The following is a 17,760-nucleotide window of genomic DNA, read 5'->3' as shown; positions in this document are numbered from 1 at the left end:
AGGTCATGGGCACCGGCGGCGTCGAGAAGTTGACCCGCCGTTGACGCTGCTCAGCTCAGGCTGATGACGGGCCGGGTCAGGATCTCGTGGGAGTACCGGTCGTCGGAGGCGAGCCACTGGCCGAAATCCTTGTCGCGGTAGGCAGTCGCGAGGGTGAGCCAGCCCAGGAAAAAGCCGCTGCCGCCACACGTGGCGCCGCCGCCGTCGCCTCCGCACACGATGGTTCGCTCGGTGGTCGCCTCATGCTTGTAGGGATCTTGCCCGATCGCCAACCCCCACAGGTTCGCCTCGCGGTGCGCGCCAGTCTTGTGGTCGAACGGGTAGCCGTCGTTGGGGCAGTCATCGCCCCAACGGAAAAGGGTTGTCGCACCGGCCCCACAGGCCCACTCCCACTCGTCCGCCGTGGTCGTCCGCAAGCCGATGCTCGCGAGCCCGGCCATAGCCTCGTCGTGGGAGACCTCCCGGGTTGCTCGGGCCCGCGCTACCTGCCCGGTCTGGTCGAACTCGACCGTCAGACCACCACCAGATCGGAATATCTTCACCCCGCCGCGCCGATTTCCGGTCGACGCGACGAGTTCGAGTACCCGAGGGTCGTCCGGCGCCAGCGGAGTCTCGCAGGGGTCGAACGCGTCCACCGCGATCAGCATCGCCGGCATCTCGGCGCTGCGTACCGGCGAGGTCATCGCGTCGACGTACTCGGCCAGGGGTGGAAGACCGTACTCGCCGGCGCTGTCGGCGTAGCTGGCAGCCTGCTCCGGAGCGGGCCGGAATCGGGCCGCGTCGTAGCCGAGAGTGGGCCGGCCGCCGGGTACGAGAGCGAATCGCATCCCGTCGCGGTCGAACAGCGCCATCCGGTGCGACCGCCCCGCGTACGCCGTGTTCTTCAGGCCCGCCACGGTCAGGTCGTGTCGGTCGGCGATGTCCTGGGCCATCCGGCGGGCAGCGCCGTCAGACAGGTCGTTCCACTGCTCGAAACCGAGGTCGGCGTACGGCACCGCGCAAGAATAGAGCCGAAGGCACCGATCGCACAGCCTCACCACCATCCGGCTGCCGATGACCGACATGGGGCGGATGGCGCTGTCGCTCGCGCTCAAGCCCCGGTCGACCCGTCCCCGCCGCCGGTCGACCGGCCACCTCCTGGTGGTCCGCGACTCGACCGGCCCCGCCCCCACCGTGGTGGCAGGATCGGGGCATGCCTTCGATCGAGGTCGTACTGGGTGACATCACCGACGAGGACGTCGACGCGATCGTCACCGCGGCGAACGAGTCGCTGCTCGGTGGCGGCGGCGTCGACGGGGCGATCCACCGCGCGGCCGGGCCACGGCTCGCCCAGGCGGGCGCCGCGCTGGCGCCGTGCGAGCCGGGCGACGCGGTGGCCACTCCGGCGTTCGACCTGGACCCACCGGTACGACACGTCATCCACACGGTCGGCCCGGTGTGGGCGGGCGGCGGCCACGGGGAGACCGACGTCCTGGCGTCGTGCTACCGGCGATGTCTCGAGGTCGCCGACGTCATCGGCGCGCGCAGCGTCGCGTTCCCGGCCATCGCCACCGGCGTCTACGGGTTCCCGCCCGACCGGGCGGCGGCGATCGCCGTGACCACGATCCAGGCCACGCCCACCGAGGTCGGGCAGGTACGCCTCGTCGCCTTCGACGAGGCCACGCACGACCTGCTGACCGCGGCGCTGCACGCCTGACCGCCTCGTACGTGCCAGCCCCGTGCCACCTCGGCGGGACCCGGACCGAGGTCGGCCCGGCGAGCGCCGCGATGCCCTGGTCGGGTCTGTCACGATGGGCGCTCGCCCGGACATGGACTAGACGTGGGTTCGGGGACTGAGCACGAGGACCGCTTCCGACGCGTCTACGCGGCGAACTTCGAGCCGCTGCTGGCGTACGCCATGCGGCGCGTCGAGCAGCCCGAAGACGCGGCAGACGTGGTCGCCGAGACGTTCCTCGTCGCCTGGCGGCGCAGCCGTGACATGCCGCCGGAGGCGGAGGTTCGGCTGTGGCTGTACGGCGTGGCCCGACGGGTGCTGGCCAACCACCATCGCGGCGGAGTACGCCGGGAACGGCTCGGTGAACGGTTGCGGCAACGACTCAGGGTCGCCGTCGCCGTCGACCCGGGCAGCGAGGTGCCCGAGCGGCTCACGGTCCAGGCCGCGCTGGCCCGGCTGGGTGAGTTGGACCGCGAGGTGTTGATGCTGACCTTCTGGGAGGGCCTGGAGCCGCGCGAGGCCGCTGCGGTCCTTCACGTGAGCCCGGCTGCGGTCCGTACCCGGCTGTCCCGTGCCCGGGCCCGACTGCGAGATCTCGTCGGTGACGACCTCGGCCCGCCCGGACATGTACTCGACGTCATGGCAGCACGCACCTCGGAGGAGGGCAGATGACCGACGAGCACCTCGGCCGGATGGTCCGAGACGCCGACCCGTACCGGCCCGATGTCATCAGGCACCTCGACGGGGCCGCGCAGAACCTCCTGGAGGAGATCATGTCCGTGCCGACCCTCGGACCCGTCGCCGAGCCGCCCGGCAAGCGCCCCCGGGCACGCCGCGGCATGATGAGCGGGCTCGCCGGCGCAAGCGTCGCCGCCACCCTTCTCGCCGGTGTCCTGGCCGTCTCGATCATGAAGGTCGATCAGCCGGAAGGGCGCCCGGCGACCCCGGCGGTCACCTCCGAAGCGACGGGCCCGGCCGCGTACTCGGCGATGGTGCTCAAGGCGGCCGAGGAGAACCCGCGGCTGCTGATCGACCAACCCGGCTGGAAGGCGACCACCGTCTACGGGTTCGCCGAGAAGGAGGGCACCATCGCGTTCAGCAACGGCGGACAGCACCTGGAGATGAACTGGTACCCGGCCGCCCAGTACGACGACTACCACAAGGATCGGCTCCAGGTCAGCAAGCCGGAACCGGTGAAGGTCGACGGCTGGCCGGCCGACCTGTTCCGGTACAGCGCGAGCGACTTCGCCGTCATGCTCCGTCCCCGAGACGGTTCCTTCGTCGAACTGCGTACCGGGGGCGCCTGGACGCGGAGCGAGTTCGATCGCGTTGTCGCCGACGTGGTCCGCGTCGACGCCCGCACCTGGCTGGCCGCGCTTCCGGCCGAGATCGTCACACCGGAGCGGGTGAACGAGCAGGCGGCCAAGGTGCTCGCCGACGTGCCGCTCCCGCCGGGCTTCGACATCGCCGCGCTGAACGGCCTCGGCACCAACGACGCATACCAGTTCGGTGCCAAGGTGACCAGCCGGATCGGCTGCGGATGGATCGCCGAATGGCTGCGGGCGAAAGAGGCCGGCGACGACGCCGCCCTCCAGCGGGCCGCGGACGCGCTGCGCAGCAGCCACAAGTGGAAGGTGCTACACCAGATGAACGACGAGGGTGACTGGCCGGAGGTGTTCTGGGAGACCGCCGACAAGGTGGCCGCCGGCGGCCCGCCCGCCGGGTACAAGGAGGCCCTGGGCTGCGAGTAGGCGTCCCGGACCGCCGAGCAGTTCTCGGGCCGGGCGCTGAGGATCAGCGGATCCTCAGCGCCCGGCGCCCGCTCCGCGTCTCGTCGCGCTCGGGGCGGCGCACCAGTTACGGTCTTGACGGCCTGGCCGCCCTGAAGGCCTGCTCGCCATCGCCATCGCCCTACTCGGACTGGGCGGGAACGTCGGCCTCGTCGCCGGCGCCGCAGATGGTCACCGACGCGGTGCCCCCGGCCGACGGGGGCCAGGACCCGGGGCATGATGGACCTGTCCATCGCTGTCGCCGGCGCCACCAGCGGCCTTGCCTCCGGCCTGGTCGTCTCCGCCGCCGGCTGTCCGGCCCTGGCGCTCGTCGGCGGCCTCGTGTCCCTCGCCATCCTGCCCGCCGTCGCCGCCACCACGAGGAGCCGATGAGCCCGCCCACCGACCCTGCCGTCCGCACCGTCGACGGCAGCGGCCTTCTCTGCGTGACCCTCCTGCTCCGCCTGCGGGAGGAGATCGACGGCGTCCCGCCGGGCACCATCGTGCACGTCGTCGCCACCGACCCCGTCGCAGCCGTCGACCTACCCGCCTGGTGCCACCTGACCGGCCACACCTGGCTCGGCCGCCAACCATCCGGGTCCGGCACGGTCTACGCGATCCGCGTCACCGCAGCAGCCGCGCCGGTCGACCGGCAGCGGCCCTGGATCACCCGCCGCTGACCGGCCTGCGGGGCGTTCACCCACTTCACCGTGCCGAGCGCGAGCCGCTCCGATTCGGCGATCTCCAGCCCGGCCGGGGTCGGCATCGGCGGGGACGGCCGGGTCAACTGCTCCCCGGATGGCCCGTACGACGTGGTCGCCGGGTCCGGCGACGGCGCTGCCACCACCACTGGCAGTGGTCCGGTCGGTGCGTCGGCCGCGGTTCCCGCGGCACCGTGTGATCGCCAAGGATGCCCCGCCGGAATCCGCGCCACCCCTAACGTTCTGGTGCGTAGGTCGGGTTGAGGGAGAAGAAGTCCTCCTCTTCCTGGGCCAGGTGCAGCCGGAGCACGGCGTCCAGGCCGTACAGGGCGGCCAGCAGGTCGGGCACCTCCTCGCGGCGCAGCCGGCCGTCCGGGTGCTGGGCCAGGTGGCCGCCGATCCGGTTCATGAGCCGGTGGATCTCCACGTGTGCGCGGCTCATCGTCGAGGTCGCGTCGGCGCTGCCGAGCGGGCCCGCCAGCGCCGGGTAGAGGTGGCGTTCCTCGGCCGCCTCGTGCGGCAGCACCTCGTCGACCAGGCGGCGGTGCACGTCGCGCAGCGCCGGCACACATTCCAGCGCGTCGGGACGGGTCGCCACCAGGTCGGCGGTGTCGCGCAGCCGGGTCAGCACGTCCCGCACCCCGCCGTGCTCGCCGGCGTACCGGTCGAGCAGTTTCCGGGTTTCCGGCGGGACGTCGCGGCGGCGCAGGCCGCCCCCGAGGGCGCGCAGCGCGTTGAGGATCACCAGCACGTCGATGCCCTCCTGGAGGAACGCGCCGACGACCGGGGGCAGCCCGCCGGCCGCAGCGGCGATCATGGCGACGACGGCCAGGCCCATTCCGACGGTAGCGCTCTGCACCGCGATGCGGCGCGCGTACCGGGCGATGTCGACGGCGTCGGCGAGCCGGTCCAGCCGGTCCACGGTGAGCACCGCGTCGGCGACGTCGGCGGACGCCGTCGCCCCGGTGGCGCCCATTGCCACGCCCACGTGCGCCGCAGCCAGGGCCGGGGCGTCGTTGACGCCGTCGCCGACCATCACCGTGATCGTCCGGCCGGACTCCTCCCGGACCCGGGCCACTTTCTCCTGCGGCGAGCACTGGGCGATCACGTCGTCCACGCCGACGGCCTGCGCCACGTGCCGAGCGGTCCCCGACCGGTCGCCGGTGACCATGATCAGCCGGCGGAGGCCGGCCTCCCGAAGCCGCCGCACGGTACGCCGGGCGTCGGGACGTACCGGGTCCTCCAGCAGGATCGCACCGAGCGGGATGCGGTCGTCGCTGACCCACACAGTGGAACGGCCGGCCATTTCGGCGCGCTCGTGTACCCGACGCGCCCACTCGGGTGGTTCGCCGGTGAGCTGGCCGACTCGGACCAGGCGGCCGTCCACCCGGCCGGTAACCCCGCGCCCCGGTTCCTCGGTGACGTCGTTCGGCTCGGCCAGCGGCAGCCCCTGCTCGCGGGCCTGCCGGACCAGGGCGGCGGCAAGCACGTGCGGGGAGAGCTGCTCGACGGAGGCGGCAAGCCGCAGCACCTCGTCCCGGTCGCCACCGGGGGCGACCAGCGTCTCGGCGGCACGTGGGCGGCCGGTGGTGAGCGTGCCGGTCTTGTCCATCAGCAGGGTGCGGGCCCGGCCCAGCAGCTCCAGCGACCCGCCGTCGCGGACCAGTACGCCGCGCCGGGCCACCCGGGACAGCCCGGAGACGATCGCGATGGGGGCGGCCAGCAACAGTGGGCAGGGGGTGGCCACCACCAGCACCGCCACCGCCCGCAGGAACTGGCCGCTGAGCAGCCAGGCGAGCCCCGCCAGCAGCAGGGTGAACGGCACGAACGCGGCGGCGTACCGGTCGGCGAGTCGAACCATCGGGGCCTTGTGCGCGGTGGCCTCCTCCGCGAGCCGGACGATGCCCGCGTACGTGCTCTCCGCCGCGCTCTTGCCGGCCCGCAGCCCGAACCCGGCGCCGGCGTTGACCACACCGCTGACGACCTGCTCACCGACAGTGCGGGTGACCAGCCGCGATTCGCCGGTGACCGTCGACTCGTCCAGGGTCGCGGCCTCCTCGACGGTCCCGTCCACCGGCACCACGTCGCCGGGGCCGACAACGAGCCGGTCTCCCACCGCCACCTGGTCCAGGGGCACCACCTCGATCCCGCCGTCCGGGGTACGTCGCCGCGCCTGCCGGGGTGCCCGTTCCAGCAGCGCGCGCAGGTCACGGCTGGCCCGACGCTGCGCGTAGTCCTCCAGCGCCTGCCCGGTGGCGACCATCACGGCGATCACCGCGCCGGCCAGGTACTCGCGGACCAGCAGCGTGCCGACCAGCGCCAGGACGGCGATCACGTCCACCCCGAACTGCCGGCGCCACAGCTGCCGCAGCGTCGACCAGGTGGCCGGCAGCAGTGCCACGAGGGTCACCGCTACCCAGACCAGTCGGGCCGCCTCCGGCAGCCCGGCGAGCCATGACCCGGCGCCGACCAGCACGGCCAGGGTGAGCAGGGTCAGCGGCGCCCACTGCCGCCAGTCCACCCGGCGCCGCCCCACCGGCCGCTCCGGTACGCACTCGCGCGGTTCCGCCCTCACCTACGGATCGTCCCAGCGGCACGGCCGGTCGGACCAGGCAACCGAGGTATTCCGGCGCGGGCCGGACGGCGCGGGCGAAAGCAGCCTCGATGTCCAAGGAACGTTGCGTGCAGGAGACCGGTCCGGTCAAGGGACAGCGTACGACCGGCCACCGTTACCGGCACGTCCCGGACCTGTCTGCGCGACGTCCGGCGACGGGTGCACACGCTGCGGGTGCCGCACCGACGGCCGGATCGAGGTACGCATCGCCTTGTCCTGACCGTACGGTCCGGTATCGACCAGCTGCCGGGCAGCACCACCCTGCCGGCGCCCGAGGCTGCCGCCGGCGTGGGCACCCCGCCGGCGGCAGTCCGCCCCAGTCGATGAAATCCGTCCGTGTCTCGCGGCCCTACAGGCTGGTCGTTCCTCTTCGCGCACCCGCGTCCGTCGGGTACGCCGACCTCGTCGATACGGATGCCAGCGCGGTGGGTGGCGTCGTCACCAGGACGCCTTGCGGATCCCCGGCAGCTCGCCCCGCAGCGCCATCTCCCGGAACCGCACGCGCGACAACCCGAAGCGGGTCAGCACACCTCGCGGTCGGCCGTCAATGACGTCCCGGTTGCGCAGCCGCACCGGGCTGGAGTCGCGGGGCAGTCGCGCCAGTTGGCGGACGGCGTCGTCCCGCACCGCCGGGTCGGTGTCCGGCGAGGCGATGGTCCGTTTCAGCTCGGCGCGGTGCGGCGCGTGGCGAGTGACGAGGTCGGCGCGGCGGGCCTGTCGGTTGGCGAGGCTCTTGCGGGCCATGTCAGCGCGCCTCCCGGAAATCGACGTGCCGGCGGACGACCGGGTCGTACTTGCGCAGCACCAGCCGGTCGGGGTCGTTGCGGCGGTTCTTGCGGGTGACGTACGTGTAGCCGGTGCCGGCGGTGCTGCGCAGCCGGACAATCGGACGGACGTCGGTCTGCCGAGCCATCAGAGCGTCACCCCCCGGGTGCGCAGCTCCGCGACGACCTTCTCGATGCCCTTGCGGTCCACCGTCTTCAGCGCCTTGGCGGTCAGCGTCAGACGGACCCAGCGTCGCTCCGAGGGCAGCCAGTAGCGGTGGTTCTGCAGGTTGGGGTTCCATCGGCGGCGGGTGCGCCGGTGGGAGTGGGACACGGCGTTGCCGAAGCTCGGCTTCGCGCCGGTGACATCACAGCGACGGGACACAGATACTCCTTCAGGGACGAAGTGCCGTAACGACAATCGTTTTCATTCTTACCGTGGCCGCTCGGGCGGCCTCCACCCGGGGCCGAACAACCTCGACCGGACGCCGGGGGCAGCGGCACCGGCACCACGACCACGCCACCGGCACCGCCGGGCCAACCCGGCGCTTTCGTGCGAGAAGACCTCGCCCGCCACTCGCCGTCGACCGCGCGCTTATAATGACAATCGTTTTCAACTAAGTCGAGAGGACTGTGATGTCAACGTCCCCGCTCGCACCGGCCGACACCGGAGTGCCGGCGTCCGACGCCCGACCGTCGTTGACCGTGCTCAGTGGCTTCTGGCCGTCCGCCACGTACGCCGTTGCCCGCAGCCTGCTCGCGGCGGACCCGTCGTTGCTGCTGGTCCGGCACGACCTCGCCGGCCTCGGCGCCGGCACCGTCCACCGGATCGTGCGCGACAGCGAGGGAATACTCGAGGACGAGCGCGTCGCACTCGCCCACGGCTGCGTCTCCTGCACCCTGCGCGAGGACGTACTGCCGACCCTCGCCCGGCTGGCGCGCGCCCACCCGCACCGGGATCTGGTGCTGATGCTGCCGGAGGTGGTCAAGCCGGAAGCCGTCGCCGCCGTCTGCGCGCACTGCCTGGTCGACGGCGCGCCGATCACCGACCTGCTGCACGTCGACTCGTACGTCACCGTCGTCGACGCGGAGCACCTGCTCGACGGGCTGGCCAGCACCGACGAACTCAAGACCCTCGGCATCCACGCCGCCGACAACGACGACCGTGGGCTCGCCGACGTCATCGTCCGCCAGATCGAATACGTCGACACCCTCGTCCTGTGGGGGCAGTCACGGGAGGGTGCGTACGAGACCAGCCGGCTGTCGGTGCTGCTGGAGCGCATGGCGCCGTGGGCGACGCAGGTACGTGTCGACGGCGACCAGATCGACGCCGCCGCGCTGACCCGCCAGCTGCGCGGCACCCACCGGCACCGCACCGAGACCCCCGGCGTCCTGACCCGTGGATTGGAGGGTTACCACCTCGGCCTGCACGATCCACACCCCGACTGCGGAGTGGTGTCCGCGGTCTTCCGCGCCCGCCGCCCCACCCCCGACGGCTGCACGACGCCCTCGAGGAGGTCAACGCCGAAGTGATCCGCTCCCGAGGGCACCTGTGGCTGGCCAGCCAACCGGACGCGGTCATCGCCTGGGACTTCGCCGGAGGCGGCCTCGGCCTCGGCTCCCTCGGCCGCTGGCTGGCCGCCCTCCCCGACCCGTACTGGGACGAGGCGTCCGACCACCGCCGGCTCGCCGCCGCCATCGACTGGGACCCCTACTACGGCGACCGGAACCAGCACCTCGTCTTCATCGGCCTCGACCTCGACCCCGCCGGCCTGCACCGCACCCTCACCGGCTGCCTGCTCACCGACGCCGAACTCGCCGACGGCGAGGACGCCTGGCGCGGCTACGACGACCCGTTCACCGGCTGCTTCCCGCTCGCCGACCTCGACCCGACCGACACCGACGCCGACGGAGAACCCACATGAGATCCGACATCCACCCCGACTACAAGCCCGTCGTCTACCGCGACCGCGCCGCCGACTTCGCCTTCCTCACCCGCTCCACCGCCACCAGCGACCAGACGATCGAGTGGACCGACGGCAAACCTACCCCGTCATCGACGTGCAGATCTCCTCCGCCAGCCACCCCTTCTGGACCGGCAGGCGACGCCTGCTCGACACCGAGGGCCGAGTGGAGAAGTTCCGCGCCAAGTACGCCCGCCGCGATCGGCAGCAACCACGATGAGCACGCGCGCATCGACCGGGCGGCACACGCCCCGCCTCGTCGGCGCGGGCGGGATCCGAGCGCGACCCGTCAGCGACGCCGACGGGCGTTGAGCCGGGCGGCCTGGCGCGTCAGGTGGTCGCGCTCGGCGAGGTTGGGGGCCTTCTGGGCCGCCTTGGCGTACAGCCGTGCCGCCGTGGCCAGGTCCCCGTCGCGTTCGTGGAGGTACGCCGCCACCGCGGCGTGGCGCGGTAGTGCGTCGTCCAGCGCCGCGAGCGCCGCCAGCCCGGCGCGCGGTCCGTCGGCCTCGCCGACGGCCACCGCGCGGTTGAGCCGGACGACCGGGCTGTCGGTCAGGCGCGCGAGTTCGTCGTACCACTCGACGATCTGCACCCAGTCGGTCTCCTCGGCGGTGCGCGCGTCAGCGTGCAGTGCCGCGATGGCGGCCTGGGCCTGGAACTCGCCCAGCCGGTCACGGGCGAGGGCCGCCTGCAGGATCTCGACGCCCTCGGCGATCGACGTGGTGTCCCACCGGCCGCGGTCCTGCTCGGCGAGTGGCATCAGACTGCCGTCGGGCGCGGTCCGGGTGGCGCGCCGGGCGTGGTGCAGCAGCATGAGGGCGAGCAGCCCCGCCACCTCGGGGTGATCGATCGCGGTCGCGAGCTGCCGGGTGAGCCGGATGGCCTCGGCGGCGAGGTCCACGTCGCCGGAGTAGCCCTCGTTGAAGACCAGGTAGAGCACGCGCAGCACGGTGGCGACGTCGCCGGGCTGGTTGAACCGCACGCCGGAGACGGTGCGCTTGGCCCGGCTGATGCGTTGCGCCATGGTCGCCTCGGGCACCAGGTAGGCCTGGGCGATCTGACGGGTGGTCAGCCCACCGACGGCGCGCAGCGTGAGCGCGACCGCGGACGACGGCGTCAGTGACGGGTGGGCGCACAGGAAGTAGAGCTGGAGCGTGTCGTCGAGCGCGGGCGCGGGCCCGGGCGCCGACTCCTCGTCGATGAGGTCCTCACGCCGGCGGCGGGCGGCGTCCGCCCGGGTCGCGTCGAGGAACCGGCGCCAGGCCACGGTGACCAGCCAGCCCTTCGGATCCTGCGGCGGGTCGGCCGGCCAGACGCGGACCGCCTCGACCAGCGCGTCCTGCACGGCGTCCTCGGCCGCCGCGAAGGCGGCTCCGCGGCGGACGAGGATCCCGAGGACGCTCGGCGTGAGGCCCCGGAGCAGGGCCTCGTCCATCAGATCACTCCGTGATGGTGGGCGGCTCGGCCAGGAACGGGCGCACCTCGAGCCACTCGTGGATCGGCTTTCCACCCGCTCCAGGGGCGGCCGACAGCTCCCCAGCCAGCTCGATGGCGCGCTCGTAGCTGTCGACGTCGATCACCATCCACCCGGCGATGAGGTCCTTGGTCTCGGCGAACGGGCCGTCGGTGACCGGCGGGCGACCCTCACCGTCGTACCGGACGAACGTCCCCTCCGGGGCGAGCGCCTGACCGTCGACGAACTCTCCGGTCCCCTCGAGCCGGGCCGCGAAGTCGCGCATGTACTGCACGTGCGCCGAGATCTCCTCCGGCGTCCACTGGTCCATGGGCACGTCGTTGACCGCAGCCGGAGCGCCCCGGTAGTGCTTGAGCAGCAAGTACTTGGCCATGGTGTTTCTCCTCGGTGCTGGTGCGACCCATTCTGGTCACGTTCACCGCGGGGACGGAGCCAGCCACGGGTTCTCGACATCGCCGTCCGAAGTTTTTGGCTCGCCGCTGTCCTAGAGCTCCTGGACAGGGCGTGACAGCAGGCAGAACTCGTTGCCTTCAGGATCAGCAAGCACAACCCAGCTCACGTCGGAGGGCTGTCCCACGTCGACGCGTCGCGCACCGAGGGCGAGCAACCGGTCAAGCTCCTCCGCGGTGGACACGCCGTCGGCACGCAAGTCGAAATGCAGCCGGTTCTTGATCACCTTGCCCTCTGGCACAGCCACCACGTCGATCATCGGCCAGGAACGGTCGGAGGCTGCGATGGTGATCACCTCACCATCCTCGTCAACAACCTGCCAGCCGAGAACCGAGCACCAGAAGTCGGCGATCAGTTGTGGTCGGATGGCGTCGATGGCGATGACGGTGAGACGGCTCGGCATGCCGTCATTCTCACCCACCCGCGAGGTGGGTGAGAGGCTGAGCCGTGTCCGCTCCACCGCGCCCACTATCTAATCGATTAACCTCCATATATTGTGCAGACCGGGAGCGCCGTCGCCGTTCGCTGTGGAGCGTGGAGGAGCGGATGAGACTCATCTCGTGGCAGGACCGGCCACGCGGCCGATCGGCGCCGGCGGCCCTGGGCATCCTGGTGCTGGCGGCCGGACTGGCGGTTGCCGGTCCACCCACCGCCGCACAGGCATCCGACTGCACGCGTACCCACACCGGTCGCACGCCGTTGCCGGACCTGCGTACCGGTACGTACCTCGGGGCGCAGGGCGGGCTCTACCCCGGTGGCGTCAACGTCCGCCCGGCCGCACACGACTCGGCGGGGCGGTCCCTGGCGGCCACCCAGGTCGTCCCGCGCAACGCGGCGGGCGCCGCCGACCCGACCAACGGCCGGATCGTTCTCGCCTCGATCGGCATGTCGAACACCACCCAGGAGTTCCAGGCGTTCATGCAGGCGGCGGCAGGTGACACCACCATCAACCCCCGGTTGGTGATGGTCGACGGAGCCCAGGGCGGGCGTGCTGCGACCGACTGGGCCGACCCGAACAGCAGCACCTGGCAGATCCTCAACGATCGGCTGAGGCAGGCCGGGGTCACCCCGGCCCAGGTGCAGACGGTCTGGCTGAAGCAGCAGTTCGCCGGGGACGGGCTGGGCGCGTTCCCCGGCGGGGCGCAGAAGCTACGAGACTCCCTCCGCAGCATCGTCACCATCGCCCGGAGCAAGTACCCGAACCTGCGAATCGTCCACCTGTCCAGCCGCACCTACGGTGACTACTCCACCCCGACCCGCGGCACCGGCGCCTACGAGCAGGCGTTTGCCGTCAAGTGGCTGGTCGAGGACCAGATCGCCGGAGATCCGCGACTGGCGTACGCCGGCAGCGGCGCCCCGGCTCCATGGCTGGCCTGGGGTCCGTATCTGTGGGCGGACGGGCTCGGCGCGGACGACGTGGCGGGCGGCGTGCCGGGGCGCAGCGACGGGCTGGAGTGGTCCTGCGCTGACTACCAGAGCGACGGCGTGCACCCCAGCACCTCCGGCCGGAGAAAGGTCGCCCAGGCGCTGATCAGCTTCTACAAGAACGACACCACCGCCGCCCCCTGGTTCCGTCGCAGTTGACCGCAGCCGGCCCTCGGCACACCGAAGCCGCCGTCTGGGTGACGGCCCGGGGCGGCCCGCCGCGCTGCGGCGGCATCGGGTGGAGACGCGCCTCAGCGTGCGCCGTAGTAGCGGCGGTGAAGGTCGTGCACCTGCGCGGCGAGGTCAGGCACGGGCCCTTCCACCACGACGTGGGGAGCGATGTCCCGGATCGGCAGAGACCGCACGGGTGGCGGCGGCACGTTCATCTCGGCCAGCCAGCCCGCCAACTGCTCGGAAGAAGCCACGTACACGATCCGGCCGAGACCCACCCAGCCGTGCGCCGCAGCACACATGGGGCAGTGCTCACCGGAGGTGAAGACGGTCGCCTGCGCTCGTTGTTCAGGGGACATGTTCGCCGCGGCCCAGCGGGCCAGCTCGAACTCCGGGTGGCGGGTCCGGTCGCCGCCCGCCACCCGGTTGCGGTCCTCGGCGAGTACGGTCCCGTCGGCGTCGACCAGCACCGAGCCGAACGGCTCGTCGCCCTCTTCGAGAGCCTCGACGGCCAACTCGATACAGCGGCGGAGATGCCGCAGTTCCATGTCGCTCACCATGGGTCTCCCCGGGAGTTCAACCGCCGCTGCCAAGACACTGCTTCACGTGGCTTCGCTGTTGGCGATGGAGGTCAGCCGGTCGGCTGCTGCGACAGGATAGCGATGATTGCGCTGTTGCCGCAGCCGCCACGCGTTGTGTTGCACCGCGGCCGACTGGCTCAGGTGGCCACCCGCCGGCCCTGCGCGTGCGCTCAGGGGTGCATGACGCCCCAGGTGCGATCGTCGGGGCTGACCAGGGCAGTCAGGTAGACCGGAGGAGGCTGCTTCGCAGCCTGCTTGCACACGTGTTTCGTGCATCGGTGCGCAGCCTCGAACGCCTCGGCTCCGGGCGTCCGGTCGTGTCGGGATCCAGGGCGTCTCATTGATCGAACGTGAGCCGCTCCCATTCGAGGCCGCCGCGCCAGTCGGGCCGGCCGGCCGCCCAACCGGTGACGACCGACTGGAGCACGTCCAGTTCGTCGACGTACGCCTGGAAGTGACGGTCCGGCCCGCCGTCGCGGTACTCGACGACCAGACGCCACCTCCCGTCGTCGTCCCTGGTCTCGGCGCACTGGATGTAGGTCTGCCCGTCGGGGGCGCCAGTGCGATGGACAACCAGGAACTCCTCGCCCGCCGAGTGGACCCGCTCGGCGAGATCCAGCAGAAGGTCCTCGCCCGGGTCGTCGTACACGGCACCCGACTCGACTGTGGCCCGGATGGTGGGTCTTGTCATGCGGCGAGTGTGCCAGCCCGGCTCAACCCGCGCCGTAGCGAGGCGGCAGCGTGGCCGTGACGGTGAGCGACGAGAACGTGGGACGGAATGGAACGGCTTCGGGGTACAGCTCGCTCGAGCTGTACCCCGCCACCTCGGCAAGCTGGTGCCGCGCCACCACACGGGCGTCGGCATCGTCGCCCGATGGCCAACTGAGGCGGCCCGTCAGCGAAGGAAAATGGTTCCGCCCCATCCTGGGCCGTGTGCTGCCGCCGTCGGGAACATCAATCCGCTCGCGAAACGACCCGCATTGACGTTCGTGATGAGCCGGCCCGCACCGTTGATCGAGACCAGGTCGGCGCGGCCGTCCCCGCTCAGATCGGTCGGGTAGGGCAGCATGTTGGCGTTCCAACCCTGGCCCACCGAAGCTCGGGGCCCGAAGCTGACCAGCCCGTTGGTCACACCCTGGTTGCGGAAGGCGGCAAGCGTCCCGTCCGCCAGCACGCCGAGCACATCCGCAGGTCCGTCACCATCGAGGTCGACGACGTGCATGGCCAGGTAACCGGTCCAGCCCGCACCGACCCGTTGACCGGCGGCGAACAGACCTCCGCTGAAGCTGCCGGTGTTCAGGAAGTGCCACAGCGATCCGTCCGGCTTGATGGACATCAGGTCGGCTCTTCCGTCACCCGTGAGGTCACCGACGAATGGAAGCTCGGCGGTGCTCCACCCCTGGCCGACCGGGACGGCCGGACCCCAGGTGACCGCGCCGTTGTTCATGCCGGCGTTGCGAAATGCCTTGAGCGTGCCGTCCGGGAACACCCCGAGCAGGTCGGCGCGCCCGTCGTCATCGAGGTCGGCCAGGTGCACCGCCAACGTCCCCTGCCAGCCACCGCCGACCTGGACGCCTGCGGCGAACATGCCACCCGTGAAGGACCCGGTGTTCCTGAACTGCGTCAGGGCTCCGGTGCTGGTCACTGTGAGCAGGTCCGCGAGCCGGTCACCGTCAAGATCACCGATGATGGGCAGTTGCGAGGTAGACCATCCCTGCCCGACCGCCTGGGTGGCGCCCAGCTCCGGCCAGTTCACCGTGGTGCGCAGGTTCTCGTACGCGTTCAGCGCGCCGTTTCCCGTCACGGCCAGGACGTCGGAGCGCCCGTCCCCGCTCAGGTCCACCCGGTCGATGCCCCGGCGCAGCGCGAAGGTCACCAGGGGGTGGAGCACGCCGTGCGCCACCGACTCGGGGTGGGCGGCGATGGCGGGAAGGAGGTTACGGATCTCCTGGCGAAGGTTCTTCGCGACGGTGGCCTGTCCGGCGCGCTCGGCGGTCAGAAGATCCACGGCGCGGGTCGCCGCGTCCACGAGGCGTACCGTCTGCTGCAGCCAAGGCTTCGCCTGGGTTGTCAGGCTGCTTTGCATGGTCTGCAGGTCCGTGCTGGCCGTTCTGAGGTCAGAGAGCCTCTGTTTGAGTGCGGCGGCGGCGCCGTCCACCCCGGTTCCGGTGCGGAGGGCGATGCGGAAGCTTCTGATGGCGTCCGCCAGCGCCACCGAGTCGGTGTGGTCGATGACGGACGAGCGGTTGATGTCGGCGAAGGTTCGGAGCTGGCTGGCCTTCGGCCCACCGAGGGTGTCGATGGCGCGGGACCAGGAGTTCTCTGGCTGGTACTGCGCCGGATTCCAGGCGAAGTCGGCGGCGGTGAGCAGGGGCAGCTGAGAGGGGCCCTGCTGGGTCATCTCGTTGAACAGGATTCCTGGAGCAGCCGAGAGCGCGGGCTCGCGCCCGGCCAGCGGGCCCATCTGGAGCCGGTCCCAGACCTGGTCGTTGACCGGGAAGTTGTCCCAGATGGCGAGGCGGTGCCGGGGGAACGCCAACTGTGCGTCGTCGAGATTCTTCTTGGTGATACGCGGAGACAGCACCTCGGGTCCGGTCCAGTACACGCCCACTTCGGTGCCCAGCCGGGTGTCGAACTCGGTGCGGTAGCTGCTGACCGCCGTCCCGGCGTACTCGCTGCTGACGGTGTACAGCTGGCCCATGTCGGCGTGGGTGCCGATGAACTGTGTCTGGACGAAGTTCGTGACGTCGGCCTGTGCCCGGGCCCACGCCGTGACCCCGGTTCCGTACGTGCCGGTGTCGGTGGCGCAGGAGAACGGCCGTGTCGGGAAGACGTCGTCCCAGGCGATGACGAAGTGCCTGACTCCGATCTGGCGCAGCTGGTCGAGCCGGGAGAGCAGCGTCCTGCGCTCCGTGGCGGACGAGTGGCAGATGCCGTTGGCCTGGTCGAGTGGCATCTCGGGTGAGATCCGGTATACGAACGCGACGTGCAGGTTGTTGGCCCTGGTGACGACTTCCTGAAGGTCGCCAAGTTCGGCGTCCGTGTACGGGGTCCGCCAGTTGTTGCTGCCGCTGCCGCCCGTACGTGGGTCCGCCGCGGGCCCGTAGAAGAAGCGGTTCATCTTGTTCCGGGCGAGGACCTCCACCTGTTCCAGCCGGTCAGCTTTCGTCCACAAGGCCACCCCGGGTGGTGGGGGGTTGGCCGAGTCCATACCACCGCGGAACGAGAAGGCTGGCCAGTCCTTGATCGTGACGCGCGCGATCTCCGCGCCAGAGGAATCCGACGTCAGGAGCTGCCTCAGGGTCTGGGCGGCGTAGAAGGTGCCCACCTTGTCGCCGCCGGAGAGCACGACCCGTTGCCTGCCGCCGGAGTCCGTCCCGGTGGCCAGCAGATAACCCTGATCCGGCAGGGTGCTCGGGGTGGTGACCCCGATTGCGTTCAGGGCGGCCGCGCTGGCGGGCGTCTCCCCCGCTCCTCCGACGTAGACGGTTGTTCCGGCGCCGGGATCGGTCTCGGTGAGGGTGACCCTGGTGCCGTACACGGCGAAAGCGGCCACCACGGCGTCCACGGCCGGCTGGTCCGCGGCCGCGCCGCGGACGATTGTCACTGCGACCGGCAGGTTGAGCGGGGTCCCGGTGACGGACAGCTCCCGTGGCTGTGGATTGAGAGGCGGGGTTGCCGCAGCGCCGCTGGCCGTGGACGGTGAGCCCAACAGCCCGACCGTGCCGAGCAGCGAGGCGAGCGCACAGCCGGCCACTGTGCGTGGGAAGCGCCAGCGTCCCCGAGGGTAGCCGTTTCGCATGGGCGCACTCCTAGGAACTTGAGGATCGTGACTGGAGGCCGTGACGCGCGGCAGGCACGCATCGGCTTTGGAAATACTGGACTAGACCATAGAGCTTCGTCAATGGCTCCATCCAAGCCTGTAATCATGATTTTGAATTAATCTGGATCCTCGCCCAGATCCGGCACACCATCGGACCCTCCGACGGTGGCGAGTTCGCCTTCGGCGTCCCACGTCAGGTCCGGCTGCCCGCCTTGGTGGCGTCGCACACGTTCGCGCTGGTGCCCGACGGCCGGCAGGTGGTGTTGCCGCTGGCGTCGTTACTCCTCATCAACCGTTACATTTGCCCGTT

17 protein-coding genes and 2 pseudogenes are annotated in these 17,760 nt (G+C 71.3%); 8 read left to right on the top strand and 11 right to left on the bottom strand.

Annotation, left to right across the window (positions count from 1 at the left end; genetic code table 11):
- Positions 1-50: 50 nt before the first annotated feature.
- Complete coding sequence (locus ABT006_RS26420; RefSeq protein ID WP_350710628.1) at positions 51-1,064, bottom strand: hypothetical protein; 1,014 nt, start codon at positions 1,062-1,064, stop codon at positions 51-53.
- A gap of 128 nt (positions 1,065-1,192) precedes the next feature.
- Here ABT006_RS26420 and ABT006_RS26415 point away from each other — a divergent pair, with 128 nt between their 5' ends.
- The 5 genes from ABT006_RS26415 to ABT006_RS26395 all read left to right on the top strand — a co-directional run bounded on the left by ABT006_RS26415 (position 1,193) and on the right by ABT006_RS26395 (position 4,163).
- Positions 1,193-1,696, top strand: a complete 504-nt coding sequence (locus ABT006_RS26415; RefSeq protein WP_350710626.1) for an O-acetyl-ADP-ribose deacetylase — start codon at positions 1,193-1,195, stop codon at positions 1,694-1,696.
- 123 nt (positions 1,697-1,819) lie between these two features.
- Positions 1,820-2,386, top strand: coding sequence for an RNA polymerase sigma factor (locus ABT006_RS26410; protein WP_350710624.1), 567 nt, complete (start codon positions 1,820-1,822; stop codon positions 2,384-2,386).
- Entirely contained in the window at positions 2,383-3,465 is a 1,083-nt protein-coding gene (locus ABT006_RS26405; RefSeq protein ID WP_350710622.1) for a hypothetical protein, read from the top strand. The genes ABT006_RS26410 and ABT006_RS26405 overlap by 4 nt, the downstream gene beginning before the upstream one ends.
- A gap of 255 nt (positions 3,466-3,720) precedes the next feature.
- Complete coding sequence (locus ABT006_RS26400) at positions 3,721-3,876, top strand: hypothetical protein (RefSeq protein ID WP_350710620.1); 156 nt, start codon at positions 3,721-3,723, stop codon at positions 3,874-3,876.
- Positions 3,873-4,163 (top strand): sulfurtransferase TusA family protein, encoded by a 291-nt coding sequence (locus ABT006_RS26395; RefSeq protein WP_350710619.1) that lies wholly within the window; start codon positions 3,873-3,875, stop codon positions 4,161-4,163. The genes ABT006_RS26400 and ABT006_RS26395 overlap by 4 nt, the downstream gene beginning before the upstream one ends.
- 256 nt (positions 4,164-4,419) lie before the next feature.
- Here the strand turns inward: ABT006_RS26395 and ABT006_RS26390 are convergent, their stop codons facing one another.
- From ABT006_RS26390 to rpmB, 4 genes are all read right to left on the bottom strand, one after another.
- On the bottom strand, positions 4,420-6,759 hold the full coding sequence (locus ABT006_RS26390; protein WP_350710617.1) for a heavy metal translocating P-type ATPase: 2,340 nt from the start codon (positions 6,757-6,759) through the stop codon (positions 4,420-4,422).
- Positions 6,760-7,236: 477 nt separating this feature from the next.
- Positions 7,237-7,542 carry a 30S ribosomal protein S14 gene (gene rpsN, locus ABT006_RS26385; RefSeq protein ID WP_350710615.1) on the bottom strand — a complete coding sequence of 102 codons (306 nt, stop codon included), beginning with the start codon at positions 7,540-7,542 and terminating at the stop codon, positions 7,237-7,239.
- A gap of 1 nt (position 7,543) precedes the next feature.
- Complete coding sequence (gene rpmG, locus ABT006_RS26380; RefSeq protein ID WP_350710614.1) at positions 7,544-7,711, bottom strand: 50S ribosomal protein L33; 168 nt, start codon at positions 7,709-7,711, stop codon at positions 7,544-7,546.
- Positions 7,711-7,947 (bottom strand): 50S ribosomal protein L28, encoded by a 237-nt coding sequence (gene rpmB / locus ABT006_RS26375; RefSeq protein ID WP_350710612.1) that lies wholly within the window; start codon positions 7,945-7,947, stop codon positions 7,711-7,713. Before rpmB ends, rpmG begins: the two co-directional genes overlap by 1 nt.
- A gap of 251 nt (positions 7,948-8,198) precedes the next feature.
- On the opposite strand from rpmB, the pseudogene ABT006_RS26370 reads away from it, so the two are divergent.
- A pseudogene (locus ABT006_RS26370) lies at positions 8,199-9,487 on the top strand (CobW family GTP-binding protein).
- Positions 9,484-9,746, top strand: a pseudogene (locus ABT006_RS26365) (type B 50S ribosomal protein L31). Before ABT006_RS26370 ends, ABT006_RS26365 begins: the two co-directional pseudogenes overlap by 4 nt.
- Positions 9,747-9,815: 69 nt before the next feature.
- On the opposite strand, the gene ABT006_RS26360 reads toward ABT006_RS26365, so the two are convergent.
- The 3 genes from ABT006_RS26360 to ABT006_RS26350 all read right to left on the bottom strand — a co-directional run bounded on the left by ABT006_RS26360 (position 9,816) and on the right by ABT006_RS26350 (position 11,910).
- Positions 9,816-10,961, bottom strand: coding sequence for an RNA polymerase sigma factor (locus ABT006_RS26360; RefSeq protein WP_350710610.1), 1,146 nt, complete (start codon positions 10,959-10,961; stop codon positions 9,816-9,818).
- Positions 10,962-10,965: 4 nt separating this feature from the next.
- On the bottom strand, positions 10,966-11,373 hold the full coding sequence (locus ABT006_RS26355) for a YciI family protein (protein ID WP_350710608.1): 408 nt from the start codon (positions 11,371-11,373) through the stop codon (positions 10,966-10,968).
- Positions 11,374-11,484: 111 nt separating this feature from the next.
- Positions 11,485-11,910: a VOC family protein gene (locus tag ABT006_RS26350; RefSeq protein ID WP_350710606.1), complete on the bottom strand. Its 426-nt coding sequence runs from the start codon at positions 11,908-11,910 to the stop codon at positions 11,485-11,487.
- Positions 11,911-11,996: 86 nt separating this feature from the next.
- On the opposite strand from ABT006_RS26350, the gene ABT006_RS26345 reads away from it, so the two are divergent.
- Positions 11,997-13,034 (top strand): SGNH/GDSL hydrolase family protein, encoded by a 1,038-nt coding sequence (locus ABT006_RS26345; protein ID WP_350710605.1) that lies wholly within the window; start codon positions 11,997-11,999, stop codon positions 13,032-13,034.
- Positions 13,035-13,126: 92 nt separating this feature from the next.
- Here ABT006_RS26345 and ABT006_RS26340 read toward each other — a convergent pair whose 3' ends face one another.
- The 3 genes from ABT006_RS26340 to ABT006_RS26330 all read right to left on the bottom strand — a co-directional run bounded on the left by ABT006_RS26340 (position 13,127) and on the right by ABT006_RS26330 (position 17,429).
- Complete coding sequence (locus tag ABT006_RS26340; RefSeq protein WP_350710603.1) at positions 13,127-13,594, bottom strand: nucleoside deaminase; 468 nt, start codon at positions 13,592-13,594, stop codon at positions 13,127-13,129.
- 370 nt (positions 13,595-13,964) lie between these two features.
- The gene (locus tag ABT006_RS26335; RefSeq protein WP_350710601.1) at positions 13,965-14,318 is read right to left on the bottom strand and encodes a hypothetical protein; all 354 of its coding nucleotides are present in this window, start codon (positions 14,316-14,318) and stop codon (positions 13,965-13,967) included.
- 204 nt (positions 14,319-14,522) lie between these two features.
- Positions 14,523-17,429 carry a beta-N-acetylglucosaminidase domain-containing protein gene (locus tag ABT006_RS26330; protein ID WP_350710600.1) on the bottom strand — a complete coding sequence of 969 codons (2,907 nt, stop codon included), beginning with the start codon at positions 17,427-17,429 and terminating at the stop codon, positions 14,523-14,525.
- Between the last annotated feature and the right edge of the window lie 331 nt (positions 17,430-17,760).

The sequence above is a fragment of the Micromonospora sp. NPDC002717 genome (assembly GCF_040295705.1).
In the GTDB taxonomy this organism is placed as follows: Bacteria; Actinomycetota; Actinomycetes; order Mycobacteriales; family Micromonosporaceae; genus Micromonospora.
Note: the sequence above shows the minus strand (reverse complement) of the source record. Positions and strands in the feature narration are given on the sequence as shown.

What these genes read in the sequence shown, in the direction of transcription:
- ABT006_RS26330 (WP_350710600.1), bottom strand. Translation starts at nt 17,429, where the DNA reads ATGCGAAACGGCTACCCTCGGGGACGCTGGCGCTTCCCACGCACAGTG.
- ABT006_RS26395 (WP_350710619.1), top strand. Translation starts at nt 3,873, where the DNA reads ATGAGCCCGCCCACCGACCCTGCCGTCCGCACCGTCGACGGCAGCGGC.
- ABT006_RS26420 (WP_350710628.1), bottom strand. Translation starts at nt 1,064, where the DNA reads ATGTCGGTCATCGGCAGCCGGATGGTGGTGAGGCTGTGCGATCGGTGC.
- rpsN (WP_350710615.1), bottom strand. Translation starts at nt 7,542, where the DNA reads ATGGCCCGCAAGAGCCTCGCCAACCGACAGGCCCGCCGCGCCGACCTC.
- ABT006_RS26400 (WP_350710620.1), top strand. Translation starts at nt 3,721, where the DNA reads ATGATGGACCTGTCCATCGCTGTCGCCGGCGCCACCAGCGGCCTTGCC.
- ABT006_RS26405 (WP_350710622.1), top strand. Translation starts at nt 2,383, where the DNA reads ATGACCGACGAGCACCTCGGCCGGATGGTCCGAGACGCCGACCCGTAC.
- ABT006_RS26415 (WP_350710626.1), top strand. Translation starts at nt 1,193, where the DNA reads ATGCCTTCGATCGAGGTCGTACTGGGTGACATCACCGACGAGGACGTC.
- ABT006_RS26345 (WP_350710605.1), top strand. Translation starts at nt 11,997, where the DNA reads ATGAGACTCATCTCGTGGCAGGACCGGCCACGCGGCCGATCGGCGCCG.
- rpmG (WP_350710614.1), bottom strand. Translation starts at nt 7,711, where the DNA reads ATGGCTCGGCAGACCGACGTCCGTCCGATTGTCCGGCTGCGCAGCACC.
- ABT006_RS26355 (WP_350710608.1), bottom strand. Translation starts at nt 11,373, where the DNA reads ATGGCCAAGTACTTGCTGCTCAAGCACTACCGGGGCGCTCCGGCTGCG.
- ABT006_RS26360 (WP_350710610.1), bottom strand. Translation starts at nt 10,961, where the DNA reads ATGGACGAGGCCCTGCTCCGGGGCCTCACGCCGAGCGTCCTCGGGATC.
- ABT006_RS26340 (WP_350710603.1), bottom strand. Translation starts at nt 13,594, where the DNA reads ATGGAACTGCGGCATCTCCGCCGCTGTATCGAGTTGGCCGTCGAGGCT.
- ABT006_RS26335 (WP_350710601.1), bottom strand. Translation starts at nt 14,318, where the DNA reads ATGACAAGACCCACCATCCGGGCCACAGTCGAGTCGGGTGCCGTGTAC.